The sequence below is a fragment of the Candidatus Desulfosporosinus nitrosoreducens genome (genome assembly GCF_030954495.1).
Classification (GTDB): Bacteria; Bacillota; Desulfitobacteriia; order Desulfitobacteriales; family Desulfitobacteriaceae; genus Desulfosporosinus; species Desulfosporosinus nitrosoreducens.
The window spans coordinates 16,071-30,474 of the sequence record NZ_JAVHUW010000014.1; the positions used below are offsets into that span (position 1 = coordinate 16,071).

Genomic DNA, 14,404 nt, shown 5'->3' on the forward strand with positions numbered 1-14,404 from the left:
CATTAAAGAAATCCATTGCAATCCAATACCGATGCTGCAAGCGAACAGGCATATTCTCCCCCATTAGAATGGAGGAAAGAAGAAATGCGCAAACGACCAAACCAACAACAGAAGTTTTATTTTTCGGCTAAGCTTAAAAAGCATCTGGATCAAATATCGCTCTACCCCTTAACCCTTGTGGAAGCGCCGTCCGGTTTTGGAAAGACAACGGCTATCAGGGAGTATTTAAAAGAAAACCTCGCTCACGGAGCTCGCGAATACTGGTATACCTGCCTGGGCGAGTCGGCCCCTATGGCCTGGATGGGCTTCTGCGATCTGCTTTCCAACGTGAATGGCAAGGTCGCGGCTGATCTCCAAAATCTGCAAATGCCCACGCTGGATACGTTATTTTACCTGAGATCTTATTTAAAAACTATTCCCTGCAGGAGCGAAACCTATTTTGTGGTCGATAACTACCAGCTTATTAACTGCGCTATTTCCCGCGAGTTGATAAGCGTTTTTTCCATGCACGGAAATCCTAATTTGCACATAATCGTTATTACCCAGCAAGGGAAATTCAAACAACAGTTTTCTTTTTATAACAACAATATTTATACTCTCGGCTCAGCCGCTTTCTTATTTGATCTGGAGAGTACGGCCAGTTTATTTCGTCTGGAAGGCGTCCGCCTGACCGACGATGAAGCCCAAGATGTGTATCGGGGCACTGGAGGTTGGGTATCCGCCATCAGGCTGCAAATCATCAATTATAAGGCCAGGGGCTTTTTTGCTTATACCGCCGACATCGAGCATCTGGTAGAAACCGCTATTTGGAACAGGCTTACGGGCGAAGAGAAGGACTTTCTGCTTGCCGTTTCAGTTATAGACAGTTTTTCGGAACTTCAGGCGGCTATCATGATGGGCCGTGAGCGTTTACCGGAAACTATCAGAGATTTGCTTAAAAGCAATGAGTTCATTAGGTATATCCCCGATCAGAGGCTTTACACCATACATAGTATTTTGCGTAACTACCTGTTGCAGCGCTTCTACTACGACCAGCCCAAAGAATATCAAAATTTGGTCTTCCGCAGAGCCGGGCACGCCTGCGCAGCTATAGCCCAGTATTGTTCCGCCGCGAAGCTCTTTTATACAGTGGGAGATTTTGACGCTATCCTGTCCTTGCCTTTTACCCGGGACTATTTGGAGAACCAAAAAGACAAACCGGAATTTATCATAGCACTTGTCAATGAATGTCAGGAAGAAACTTTGGGCAAGTATCCGTTTACCCTGCTTGTGTTTGGCTACATGACGTTTATGTGCGGACAGCTTGAGGCCTACCAAAAAATATGCCGAATACTGAGCTTAATAGTTCAAAGAAACCCATCGGATTTTAGCCGGGAGGAAATCCGAAAAATTAATGGGGAATACGTGCTCTTAACATCCCTGGGAGAATTTAATAATATCGCCAAAATGAGAGAGGGTCAAAAGAAGGCCTGGGAAATTTTAGGCAAGCCGACGGATATGCTCAAAACAAACACTCCCTGGTTATTTACCGCGCCCTCTGTCTTAGATATGCTTTGGCGCGAATCCGGCGAACTGGAACATATACTCCGGCAAATAGATGAAGGCAGGAACTTATACCTTAACTTAGCGCAAGGACACGGCGCCGGCGCCGGCCATATTCTGCGGGCGGAGACGATGCTCATGCGGGGCGAGGATGACGAGGCTGAAATCTGGTGTCATAAAGCGCTATATGACGCCCGCAACTATCGGCGAGTAGGCATGTGTCTTTGCGTGGAAGTAGTTTTTGCCCGCATTGCTATTCTGCGGGGGGACGCGGCAGGTTATTTCAAGGCGCTAAAGAACATCCAGGGTTATGTAAAAAACTCCACCAGCCTCTCCGTACTGCGTATGACAGAGCACTGCCTGTCGGTCCTAGGTCTCTTGCTGGGCAACAAAGATGATGTTGCTCCGTGGCTTTACGATATTGAGAGTATAAAAAAGGTCTTGTATGCGCCTGTTTTTCCTTTCGCCCAAGTGCTTCACTTGAAACTTCTGCTCATGGAAAAACGCTATAATGAGTTTTATGGCATTTGCCAGCTTGCCTTGGAGACAGGCGGGAAGCCAAGGGGAAATATAAAGTATATGATGCCTCAGGTGTACCACCTTATCTACCTGGCCCTAGCGGAGCGCAATCATGGCAACCACTTGGAAGCCCGGAAGCATCTCAGGGAGGCCCTTGATATAGCGCTTCCGGACCAGATTTACCTTCCCTTTGCCCAGGAAGAGTGTATGGCGGACTTTCTGTCTGAGCTGAATATCTGCTCTCTGGCCAGTCCTGCTGTACCCGTGGCGGGGGCTATAAAGCCTGCCCGTACTTCGGAGAGCAGCAGCTTCGCTGCCCTGATACCGCTCTGTAGGCGCCAGATGAAAGGTGTAGGCATTATTAAAAAGGCCATCCTCCAACATAAATCCCCTTTGACGCCGAGAGAAAGAGAAATTGCCCAGCTTGCCAAAGAAAAATTAAGCGCTAAAGAGATTGCCCACAAGTTATATATCTCGGAAGCGACGGTCAAGACGGTTCTAAGAAACGTCTACAGCAAACTCGACATTCATTCAAAAAATGAGCTGGCGTTAAGAGAATTTTGACGAAACCATAAAAATACCACCTAAAGTGGTATGACGAGCAAACAATCCGCTGTATAAAATCATAAGCGGATTGTTTTTTCGTTTCCGGTTGATTTAGATTGAGGTTTTTATTCAAATAATTTGCATAGGAGTTGAAGGTTCCATGAAAATTACTCAAAAAATTATGCTGCCTGTTGTTATAGTGAATGCCATTCTACTTGTTGCAATTTTTTTCTTCACAAAATACAGCGTATATCATTCTATCCAAAACTATTTTAGCGGTGACATCAAAGAAAAGTCGGCCTCCGCCAATTTAGACATCGACAATCTAAAATCCCGTTCAATCGATAGCGCCAAGTGGTTTGAAAATTCGAGGGATTTGGCGGAAGCAATCAGAACAAACAACCGGGACCAAGCTTTGACCATCGGTAAACAGGCCATGAACGCTTTCGGTCTGGGCTATTTTGTCGTTACTGACAAGAGCGGGAAAGTGTTGATAAGGGCACACGAACCGGCAACATTCGGGGACAGCATCAGCAATCAGGTAAATATCCAAAAGGCCTTGAAAGGCGAGGCTTCCGTAGGTATCGAAGAAGGTAAAATTGTTAAAATGTCAATCCGCGCCGGCTGTCCGGTCAAAGACGAACAAGGTAATGTTGTGGGAGCTGTTTCAACCGGCTATGTTCTTGGCGACGAAAGTTTTACGGATTCCCTCAAGAGCATGGTAGGGACTGATATTTTAATTTACAGCGGCGACGATCCGACAATGAGTACCTTCCTCCAGAATAACAAACGGTTTCTGGGCGCAAAACTCAGTCAAGATTTGCACACTGTCCTGTATGAAAAAAAGCAGCCCCTTATACAAACTGCCAATATACTGGGAGAAAACCACTTGTTGATGTATTCTCCTATCATCAGTGTGAATAACAATGTGCTGGGCGTCCTGGTTGTCACCGAAAATCTTAATATGGCTAATACAATGACCGAGAAATTAACTGCGGCGCAAATTGCCGTATATGCCGCAGCCAGCCTTATCATAATTCTCATTCTTACATTTATCACTAAAAAATTTATATTAAAGCATGTCAGGACAATGTTGGAATTTTTCCGGGAACTGGCTTTGGGCGAAGGCGATCTCACACAAAAGCTCCAGATTAATTCACATGATGAAATAGCGGAAATGGTCGGCGGGTTTAACCAATTTATCAAAAAGTTGAACGAGATTATTTCCAGCGTGAAAAACACTTCGCAAAATTTGGCAAGCTCGACAAAGGTGATAGCTGCTGATATTGAGGTTTCCAGCAGAACAATCCAAGAAATTTCGTCAAACGTTAATTTGATTTCCGAAAATATGCAGCAAAATGTCACGGCGATAGAGGAAACGACAGCTTCAAGCGAAGAATTGTGCAGTACGGCGGATACGGTCGCCGCCTCCTGCAGCGATATGCTGCGGGAAAGCGTTAAGTCCAATGCGGCCGCAAGAAACGGCGCTCAGACTGTGGCACAAATTATTAGTTCCATCGAAGAAATTTCCCATTCTTCCCTGGGTGTTGTGGGGAATATTAAAGAGCTTAAAATACTGTCTGAAGAAATCGACGGGATTGTGAGTATTATCAATAATATCTCAGCGCAGACAAACCTTCTTGCCTTAAATGCTTCCATAGAGGCGGCAAGAGCGGGAGAGCAAGGAAAAGGGTTTGCGGTGGTTGCAGATGAAATACGAAAGCTGGCTGCTGACAGTGGAAGTTCTACCAAAGGGATTACCGAGTTGATTAAAAAGATTGAAGGGAAAATCAACTCTACAGTTGCCTTAGTTGATGTAACTTCAGAAAAAATTGACAGAGGGGCTAATTTGACATCCGCGGTAAAAATGGTCATTGAAGATATTTTATGCTCTATAGGCGCCGTTGAGGAAAAGGCCCACGACATCGCAGCCGCATCACAGCAGCAAGCAGCGGCGGCGTCTCAAATTACCTCCGCTATGGACAATATGGTCAAGGTCATTTCCGATACTTCTGCCGGCGCGGACAAAATTAGTGTTTCCATGCGCGAACAAGCCGACGTTATTAATCAGTTGGAAAAGGTTATGCAGGAAAGCAAACAGATGAATTTTGTCCTCAATGAGCAAGTGAACGCTTTTAAGACTGAAAGCTGACAGAACGCAGGGAAATACACCTTTAGGGTTATTAAAATTTAGGTCTATTAAAATTAAAAGGCATCTGCTTAAAGCGGATGCCCTTAATTTTGGTTAACTTGCCACTATGAAAACTTTCTTTTCAGATTCGATTATGGTTAACTATGCCAGGGAAGAACACTTAGGCCTTAATGAACTTATCTTTCTTCAAGATATGTTCAAGAATCCAATTAAATACAAAGGTTAGAATATCCCGGATATATTTATCCTGATCGTTGTCCAGGTCTTTAAAATTAACTTCTTCGATTTTCTGAATGAAATCATCGTGCTCCACTTTATGACTAAGATATTTGGGATACTTAATTTGAATCATGTAATCTTCTTCACTTTTAAAGTGATATTTTGTATAATCACCTAATTCCTGGATGATCTCAACAATTTTATCGTATTTATCGACATACAAATAATTTTCAAGTAAGTCGTAAATCCTATTTCCAATCTCAAAAAGGTGTTTGTGTTGTTCGTCGATGCTTTCTACTCCAATTGAGTATTCATCCTTCCATTGCAACATCAAATTCAGTCCTTCCTTAACTTTTTATTGAAAGGTTTTAATATTCTAACTGCTTATGTACCAATTATACCATAAAGTGCTAATATACAACGCTGGTTTTTTTAAACAAGTCTTATAAAATTAAATTGACTTTCTGCGCATAACATGAGAAACTTTGGAAAACCTACACTCAAAAAAAAATCCAGCATCTGCCGGATAAAATAAATGTTATACTGCGTATGATAGACATCACAGGTTTATTATTTAAGGAATAAAAGGTGTTGTCGGCATCACCGGAGTCACTTTTTTCTCTGACTTCTTCTTCATTTTTTCTTTATTCTTGGGGCTTTTGTCTCCCACCTTAACCACCTCCGATCTTATATTTCCCATAGTATTACTACCAGAACATTTTTCCATACATCAAGCTGTTAAGGGAGTTTTTAGGCATGACGATTGATCATTTATGGCTTATTGTCAGTGCCAGTTTTGTATTCTTTATGCAGGCAGGCTTTGTTTGCTATGAAGTAGGATTTATTCAGTCCAAAAATGTAATCAGTGTGGCCATTGAAAACATCCTTACGTTTGTAATTACAACCTTAGTCTATTGTTTTTTAGGCTTTGCCCTGATGTTCGGGCCAACTCATTTAGGGATTTTTGGCGGAAACTATTGGCTGCTCAACAACCTTTCCCTGACTAACCCTTCCCTGGGATTTGTCTTTGTTTTCTTTGAGCTTATGTTTGCCGGTACCGCCGTGACCATTGTTTCCGGAAGCATGTCGGAACGTACCCGCTTGCTCCCCTTATTATTGGCCGCGGTCTTTCTGGCCGGGGTTATTTACCCTTTGTTCGGACATTGGGTATGGGGCGGTTTGTTCCTGAAACAACCCGCTTGGTTGAAAGATCTGGGCTTTATTGATTTTGCCGGTGCCACAGTTGTTCACGGCACGGCAGGCTGGGTTTCTCTAGCGGGAATTATGGTTGTGGGGGCACGGAAAGACCGCTGGGATTCTTCGGGCAGGATTAAAAAACTGGGACGCTCCAATATTCCTTTTGCTGCCCTGGGGACTTTTATTTTATGGTTCAGTTGGTTCGGTTTTAACGGCGGAAGCCTGCTGGAGTTTAATGACCGGGTTGGTCTGATTTTACTTAATACAAATTTCTCCGCAGCCGCCGGGGTCATGGGAGCAATTCTCACCAACCATTTTTTTCTGAAAGAGCACAGTTACATGGAAGCTATTTTTGCCGGAGCTCTCGGTGGTTTGGTTGCTATCACAGCCGGATCAAACTATCTCCTCCCGCTGGACGCTGTCCTGGTGGGTTTTATCTCAGGTTCCGTTGTGGTTTTTTCCGGCTTGTGGCTTGAAAAGCTGCGTTTGGATGACGCTGTGGGGGCCGTGTCAATTCACGGCTTTGGGGGAGCCAGCGGTACAATTTTACTCGCCTTGTTTGCTCCCCAGGAATTTCTGGGAGGACAAACCCGTCTGACCAAAATCTTAGTCCAACTTGCCGGCGTAAGCGTTAATTTTCTCTGGGCCTTTGGCCTGGGGCTTTTAATGTTTTACCTCATTAATAAATTGTTTGGCTTGCGGGTTTCCGCGGAAGAAGAGGAAAAAGGCTTAAACATCGTTGAATTTGCGGATATCTATTCCTGGCAGGACTATTTAAAAATGACACATTATGAAACCTTAACCCAGGACCTCAGCGGAACAATCCAAGTTCAAAATCAATTGCTGCAAAAGCAAGCTAAGCTCCTCGTGGAAACTCAGGAACAAGAGCGCGTCAAGCTGGCCAGAGACCTGCATGATGGAGTCGGCCAATCCCTGGCAGCCTTAAAGCTGCAACTAGGAATGATTGCCCAAAAGGTCAAAAAGGAACATCAAGACCCTCTCCTCAGTGGTCAGATTGAGCGTACCGTGCATTTAACTGCGAATACCATCGAGGAAATCCGCACAGTTTTATTCAACTTAAAGCCGGCACTGCTTCACGAAAAAGGCTTGTCGGCATCTGTTGAAGTTTTATTGCAAAACCTTCAGAAAACCAGCGGCATTCGCTTCAGCTACAACCTTTTAGCCCCCATGCCGGCTTGGGAGGAAGCCGCCGCTTTAAATCTTTACCGCGTGGTTCAAGAATGCTTGACAAATATTCTGAAACATTCTCAGGCCACCGAGATTGTTGTGAGCTTCAGCAAGCTTAAGAGCAACCGCTATCTCTTGCAAATCAGTGACAACGGTCAGGGGTTTGATATGCAAAAAGTCCATGCCGGCTTAGGCTTGAACTCGATGGAAGAACGACTTAAAATGCTCGGTGGAACTCTTCAAATCGTTACCGAAACAGGAAAAGGGACAACCTTGTTGATGGAGGTACCTTATGACTATTAAAGTGTTTTTGGCCGATGATCACAAAATTCTGCGCGAATCCTTAATTATTTTGCTTCAACAGGAGCAAGGTATTCAGGTCGTTGGGGAAGCCGCTGATGGTCACCGGGCTCTGGAAGAGATTATACGTTTACAGCCGGATATTGCCATCCTGGACATTTCTCTGCCTCAGCTCAATGGTTTGGAGGTTGCCGCACGCCTTAAAAAGGACTATGCCCACATAAAAATTATTATTTTGACCATGCATAAGAATGAAGATTTTGTGGCCCGGGCCTGTCAATTGGAGGTAAATGGCTATGTGTTAAAAGAAAACGCCCTGGAAGAGCTCTTAAAATCAATTCGCGTCGTTCAGGAAGGCGGAACATATTTGTCCTCGGATATCACTTCCACAGTGGTAGCCGGTTTTGTCGCTAATTTCAACCTGAGAAAAGGAAAATCGGAACTGATCTCCTCACGTGAGAGAGAAATCGTTCAACTCCTGGCCGAAGGCAACAGCAACAAAGACATCGCCAGTTTATTAAATTTGAGTTTAAAAACCGTGGAAACTCACCGTTCCAACATCATGCATAAACTAGGCTTGAAAAACATTACGGATCTAGTTTTATATGCCGTCCGCAATCACATCATTGAGCCTTAAAAAATACAGGTGATATCCTAAAGAAATACAGAATAACCCTGATTAACGGATATACTCTCCTACTTTAAAATGTAAGTATCATAAAATTTTAAACGGTAGGAGGGTTCGTAATGATCAACTCTGGAGATACGGCCTTTGTCTTAATTAGCGCCGCTTTAGTCTGTCTGATGACGCCGGGTTTGGCCTTTTTTTACGGAGGCTTGGTGCGGAAAAAGAATGTGTTAACAATCATGATTCAGAGTTTTATCTCCATGGGCATTGTGACGGCCATTTGGGTCTTAGGTGGATTTAGCCTGGCTTTCGGTAAGGATATCCATGGCTTAATCGGCAATTTCCAATATTTCGGGCTCCAAGGAGTCGGGATGAGTCCCAATCCAGCCTATGGCCCCACGATACCTTTTCTCGTCTTCTTTATCTATCAGGAAATGTTCGCTATTATTACTCCTGCTCTCATTACCGGAGCTTTTGCCGACCGGGTGAATTTTAAAAGTTATTTGAAGTTTTTGGTCTTATGGAGCATCTTAGTCTATATTCCTTTGGCGCACTGGATTTGGGGCGGAGGTTTCCTGGCTAAAATGGGCGTCGTTGATTTCGCCGGAGGGATTGTGGTCCACGTCAGTGCCGGAATCGCTGCTTTAGCTTCTGTCTTTTTTGTCGGTAAGCGCGTTATGGTTCCGGGAGAGAAGTCAGCGCCCCATAACATTGCCTTCGTTGCTCTGGGCACCGGCCTCTTATGGTTTGGCTGGTTTGGCTTTAACGGCGGCAGTGCTCTGGCGGCCAATGGCGTTGCGGCAACATCTTTTGTAAATACCGATATCGCCGGTTCGATGGCTATGATTACTTGGCTGTTGATTTCCTGGATTCATGAGAAAAAACCAACGATGGTTGGGGTATTGACCGGCGCTGTTGCCGGTTTGGCTACCATCACCCCTGCGGCAGGTTATGTGCGGCCCTGGGCGGCGATCATCATTGGAATCTTGTCCTCAATTGTTTGCTACTTGGCTGTACAAGTTCGCATCAAACTGGATTGGGACGATGCCCTTGATGTCTGGGGCGTACACGGGGTCGGCGGAATTTTAGGGTCAATCCTTGTCGGAGTCTTCGCTGTCTCGGCTGTCAATGGAACAAGCGGCCTGGTTCAAGGCAATGTCCACCAATTCCTGGTTCAATTATTTGGAGTTGTCTTTGCAGGGGTTTATGCCTTTGTTGTAACCTATCTTATTCTCAAAGTCATTAATATTTTCGAGTCTGTTCGCGTACCCGAAAGCATGGAAATCCAGGGACTGGACACCTCAATTCACGGCGAAGCGGCTTATGATTTATAATTCAAAAAGCCTGAACAAACATTGGAGATATTAAATGATTGGCAATACCCCGGAAAAAGCCTTAAACACTAAGAGCTTTTTCCGGGTATTTTATTTAACGGTTTTCCTGGCAAATTACAACTAAAAGCCAAGCTCAACTGCCGCTATACAGCGCATGCGGAGAGAGTGGCAAATAAACCCACTTGACAACACCTTCCTACAAATGTAATCTATCCTTAGACTACATTTGTAGGAAGGTGTTGTCAGTTGAAACATATTGCTTGTAAGATCTCTGACGCCGAATGGCAAGTTATGAAGATTTTCTGGAACAAATCACCCTTAACTGCTACTCAGGCCATTGAAGCTCTAAAACAGGACACCCTGTGGAGCCCGAAAACAATCCATACATTAATCGCCCGTTTAGTAAAAAAAGAAGCTCTGGGGGTAAACAAGGATTCGAATTTATTCCACTACTATCCCCTGGTATCCAAAGAGGATTGCATAGGAGAAGAGACGAGATCGTTTCTGCAAAAAGTTTGTGATGGTTCACTTCACTTGCTGCTTGCCAACTTCGTTAAGAATGAAAGCCTGTCGGCCAAAGAAATCGAGGATCTAAGAAAATTGCTTGACCAAAAGATGACGTAAAGAGGCGCAAGAGTGGAGGTGAAAAAATGTGAGTTTAACTGACCTCTTTCATTTGTTTTTATCCTTATCCTTGAGCGGCAGTATCCTGGCTCTGGGACTATTGTTCATCAAGGCATTATTCAAGCAAAAACTTAGTGCCAATTGGCATTATTATCTTTGGATTATTTTAATTTTAAGGCTCCTTCTCCCCTTTACACCGCCAAGCCCGCTGAACGTTTTCAATTTCCTTCCCAGCTCCTCGACAATAACCCGGGTTCTCAGCCAAGCACCTTCTGCCGGCAAGCCTTTACCAGATAACACGTTTCCTGCGCCAGCACCGGAAAATTCCTCCAAGGGTGATCTTCAACCGGCTTCTGAGACTTTGCCGGCAGCCGTCAGCTCCAAAGTCAACGTTTCAAACCTGGCCATAATCTGGTTGTCAGGGATTAGTTTAATCTTAGTCTATGTGATTTTCGTCAACGGCTGGTTATTTTTAAGAGTTAATAGGCAACCGCTCTACAAGACAAAAGAAATTGAAGAGATCCTTGAAGAAAGTAAAATGCTGCTTAAGATGCAAGCCAAAGTTTCACTAGTTTACGATACCGGCCCAAGGTCGCCGTCACTTTTCGGTTGGCTTAGACCTAAAATCATGATTTCTCCGCAGATCATCAGTAAATTATCACGCGAAGAACTTAAATATATTTTCCTGCATGAACTCAGTCATCTCAAAAGACGCGACCTTTGGAGCAACGCCCTTATCACCTTAGTTCAGATTGTTTACTGGTTTAATCCCATTATTTGGTACGCGCTGCATCAAATAAAGCTGGATTGCGAGATCGCCTGCGATGCCACCGCTTTATCCGCGGTCAAACCGGAAGAGCATAAAAAATACGCCCAGACAATCATTGATCTGATGCAGCTTCTCTCCGAGCCGCGTTGGCTTCCCGGCACTATAGGATTTATCAATAAATTTAACACAAGGAGGATTATCATGATTTCCTCATTTAAAAAAACCACCATGAAATGGACGCTAGCTGCCCTAGCCTTAACACTGGTCGTAGGCTGTTCCAGCTTATCCGCCCCTACGACACCAAGCGAAGGCACTAAAAATCAAAGCAGCGCCCCCCCAGCCGCCGCTCAACAAAATCCCACTACCGGTACAGCTTCAAATTCAAATCCAACTGCTACAACACCATCTTCAACTTCAGAGAACAATTCAAGCAATTCCTCCCCGGGCAGCCCCTCATCCCAGTCCGCCCAGACATTGCTGTCAGCCATGATGCAGTCGGCGCAACAGGGTAAGGTTATTAACAGCGATTTTCCTGTAAAAACCACAGTGATCGAAGACATCGAAAAAGTATTGGGCCCCGCCGATTCGACAAACTATGTTGCCGCAGCTAAAGGGCGCTATGCCACTTTCTCAAGTCATAATCTTGTTTTTGGTATTAATAAGGGAGAACAGATTTTTGAAGTTCGCTCCTTTGACAGCCGGCTGTCCGGTATATCCCTCACTAACGTGAAAAGCGCTTTTGGAACTCCTGCCTACGATGCAAAATACAATGGTCAGGAAATCATCGGGTATACCGCGGGACCCGCATACAAAATCGAAATGGTATTTCCTCAGCCGACAACCGGCAATCCAAACCCGGTGATGGATCATTATTCTGTTCTTTATCCTCAAGGTACAGTAAACTCCATGGCTGATGACCCTGGCAGGCAATGGTAATTTAACACTTTAAGAGACAATCTGTCCGAAGCTAGAATCCCTGGAAGCCGAATTATAGGCAACCAGGGATTCTAATTACTTTTAAAAATCTTGGTCCATAACCTAATCAGAATGAACCGCCTCCAATACTGCCGGGGTTTCGAGGTCAGAGGTTTTGGCAGTTTCGCTTTGAAGGTCTGAGTCCTTGCTTTGCGCGGTTTGTTCGCATTCATTGGCATAGTTCAAGCCCCATTTGCAGAGAAAATCTAAAATAGGCAAGAGACTCTTTCCGGCTTGAGTCAAAGAATACTCAACTTTGGGGGGGATTTGAGAGTAAATAAATCTTTTGACTAGCCCACTGTCCTCCAATTCTCTAAGCTGCTGTGTCAGCATTTTGGGGGTAACATTGGGCAGCATTTTTCTCATTTCATTATATCGTAAGACTTTGTCACCCAAATGCCAGAGTATAAGTGCCTTCCACTTTCCTCCTATTAGCGCCAAGGTTAATTCCATAGAACACTGATATTCATTATTTCTAAATTTAATCATATCCACCGCTCTCCTCAAAAATTATTTCAAGCAAACTGAAGTTTCGATTCTTTAAACCTTTTCGTCCTTTGCAAAATCGGTATACATTTGGATACTATAGCACAAAAAAGTAAGTACTTGCTAATTAATATTATATTCTATATTATTATATCAAGCAATGCCGCAAAATTAAAATAGGAGTGTTCAAAATGAAAGTAGTTGCATTTAATGGCAGCCCACGAGTTAATGGCAATACTGCACAAAGCCTCAAAATTGTTTTAGAAGAATTGGAAAAGGAAGGAATCAAAACAGAACTTGTCCAATTAGGAGGGCGTAAGGTCTTTGGCTGCTTAGCCTGTGGTCAATGTGGCAAGATTAAAAATAATCGTTGTGCACGCAAAGACGATGAGATGAATACATTCATTGAAAAAGTTGAAGAAGCAGATGGGATCATTATTGGTTCTCCCACTTATTTCAGTAACGTGACCACAGAAGTGAAAGCTCTTATCGATCGCTGCGGTTATGTTGCCAAAGCTAACGGCGGAAGTTTGCTGAGAGGAAAAGTAGGAACCGCCGTGGTTTCCGCCCGCAGGGCGGGATCAACCTTCACATACTCTGCTATTAATTTCTTTTTTGGAATTGCGGAAATGGTCATCTGTTCTTCTAGTTACTGGAATATGACCTTATCCCGCGATCCGGGTGATGTACAGAAAGATGACGAAGGTATCCAGACCTTCCAAGTTCTTGGCCAAAATATGGCGAAGCTTCTAAAACAGCTTAAAGGGTAAGCTTAGCCCTCTTTTGCTTTAACTTCTTTTCTGATTGCTAAGGATATAAGGAACTATATGTGTTGTCACAAAAAAACTCACCATTCAGGTGAGTTTTTTGTACTTTCGAAAATAATATAACTGTGTTACTTTCCTTCAGCATAAGAGCATCCAGCCAGCCGCCAGCGCCAGAGGCTGGGAACATCGCAGCAGGATGGTTATTTATGGAATTTTTACATTTTCGTCTCCCGCTTTACAGTTGAAGAAGGATCTATTGATAAACTGTCTCTATACTCAACTTCTTCGATGGTGCATTGCGGTCCGATTTTTATATTGTTCCCCCGCACTATACCGACGTGAGAATATTCCAAGTAGATATCCGTTCCTTCGATAAGCTTCACGCTTAATTTTCCCAGTTCCCGGTCATTTCCCAGAAAGGAGTTCACGAATTTCGTCAGGAAATTCCAGTTGCCATGACGATTGCGTACTAAGATCTCCTCCCCGCCGATCTCATTTACTTTACAAAATCCATTAATGTCTATGTCAATTCTATTGGCATTCAGCAATCCGTCTATGCTGAACGACCCCTGGGAAATAAATTCTTCCGCTTCCACATCCGCACCTACACTGAGATAGCCATGGAACATAATCTTTTCCGCCTTTAACTGACCATCAATCCGGCTGCGCCCGTCGGTAGCTAATTCAACAACTTTGGCGTTGCCGCCAATTTTTAAATTTCCGGATGTTTGAATTCTTTCTCCCTGAAGATTCCCTTCAATTGTTCCAGTACCGCTCGAAGTAATTTCCTTTCCTTCGACGTTTCCGGTGATTCTTCCCATACCTGAAATATCGATTTTCTGCGCCGCTTTCGTATTTCCCTCTATTGTCCCTTTGCCGGAGATAATAATGCGCTCTGCTTCAACATCTCCCTGAATTGTCCCAAGTCCGGATATATCCACATTGCCAAATGTTCCGCCATTTACTTTTCCCATTCCGGAAATAGAGAGATCCGATAATTTAGTCATATCTAATTCCTCCTAGATTTGAATTGCTTTTTCAACGGTCAAACTTTTAGCCGCTGACTAATCCGCTCTAAGACTCCCGCTTCGGCAAGCGGTGAGTTAAGAGCGGCTAAGTCCCTGGATAAGTGCGACTAAGATTCAGATGGAGTTAAAA

The 14,404-nt window shown here is 44.0% G+C and carries 11 protein-coding genes; 8 read left to right on the top strand and 3 right to left on the bottom strand.

All coding sequences use genetic code 11. The features are described from left to right. Positions 1–84 precede the first annotated feature (84 nt). Positions 85–2,625, top strand: a complete 2,541-nt coding sequence (locus REC12_RS00860) for a LuxR C-terminal-related transcriptional regulator (RefSeq protein ID WP_308891688.1) — start codon at positions 85–87, stop codon at positions 2,623–2,625. A gap of 142 nt (positions 2,626–2,767) precedes the next feature. Beyond that, positions 2,768–4,759, top strand: a complete 1,992-nt coding sequence (locus tag REC12_RS00865) for a methyl-accepting chemotaxis protein (protein ID WP_308891692.1) — start codon at positions 2,768–2,770, stop codon at positions 4,757–4,759. Between the two features lie 160 nt (positions 4,760–4,919). On the opposite strand, the gene REC12_RS00870 is transcribed toward REC12_RS00865, so the two are convergent. Then, positions 4,920–5,309, bottom strand: a complete 390-nt coding sequence (locus REC12_RS00870; RefSeq protein ID WP_308891694.1) for a bacteriohemerythrin — start codon at positions 5,307–5,309, stop codon at positions 4,920–4,922. 425 nt (positions 5,310–5,734) lie between these two features. Here REC12_RS00870 and amt point away from each other — a divergent pair, with 425 nt between their 5' ends. The 5 genes from amt (at position 5,735) to REC12_RS00895 (ending at position 11,954) form a co-directional block, all read left to right on the top strand. Next, positions 5,735–7,666, top strand: coding sequence for an ammonium transporter (gene amt, locus REC12_RS00875; RefSeq protein WP_308891696.1), 1,932 nt, complete (start codon positions 5,735–5,737; stop codon positions 7,664–7,666). Further along, positions 7,656–8,300, top strand: coding sequence for a response regulator (locus REC12_RS00880; RefSeq protein WP_308891698.1), 645 nt, complete (start codon positions 7,656–7,658; stop codon positions 8,298–8,300). The genes amt and REC12_RS00880 overlap by 11 nt, the downstream gene beginning before the upstream one ends. A gap of 110 nt (positions 8,301–8,410) precedes the next feature. Further along, positions 8,411–9,625, top strand: a complete 1,215-nt coding sequence (locus REC12_RS00885) for an ammonium transporter (protein ID WP_308891701.1) — start codon at positions 8,411–8,413, stop codon at positions 9,623–9,625. 246 nt (positions 9,626–9,871) lie between these two features. Then, a complete protein-coding gene (locus tag REC12_RS00890) occupies positions 9,872–10,249 on the top strand; it encodes a BlaI/MecI/CopY family transcriptional regulator (RefSeq protein ID WP_308891703.1) in 378 nt (125 codons plus the stop codon). A 28-nt stretch (positions 10,250–10,277) separates the two neighbouring features. Further along, positions 10,278–11,954 carry a M56 family metallopeptidase gene (locus REC12_RS00895; protein ID WP_308891705.1) on the top strand — a complete coding sequence of 559 codons (1,677 nt, stop codon included), beginning with the start codon at positions 10,278–10,280 and terminating at the stop codon, positions 11,952–11,954. A 102-nt stretch (positions 11,955–12,056) separates the two neighbouring features. Here the strand turns inward: REC12_RS00895 and REC12_RS00900 are convergent, their stop codons facing one another. After that, entirely contained in the window at positions 12,057–12,482 is a 426-nt protein-coding gene (locus REC12_RS00900; protein WP_308891707.1) for a winged helix-turn-helix transcriptional regulator, read from the bottom strand. 188 nt (positions 12,483–12,670) lie between these two features. Between REC12_RS00900 and REC12_RS00905 the strand changes: the two genes are divergently transcribed. Next, positions 12,671–13,249, top strand: a complete 579-nt coding sequence (locus REC12_RS00905) for a flavodoxin family protein (protein ID WP_308891708.1) — start codon at positions 12,671–12,673, stop codon at positions 13,247–13,249. Between the two features lie 212 nt (positions 13,250–13,461). Here REC12_RS00905 and REC12_RS00910 read toward each other — a convergent pair whose 3' ends face one another. Then, positions 13,462–14,253 carry a polymer-forming cytoskeletal protein gene (locus REC12_RS00910; RefSeq protein WP_308891709.1) on the bottom strand — a complete coding sequence of 264 codons (792 nt, stop codon included), beginning with the start codon at positions 14,251–14,253 and terminating at the stop codon, positions 13,462–13,464. Positions 14,254–14,404: the final 151 nt, after the last annotated feature.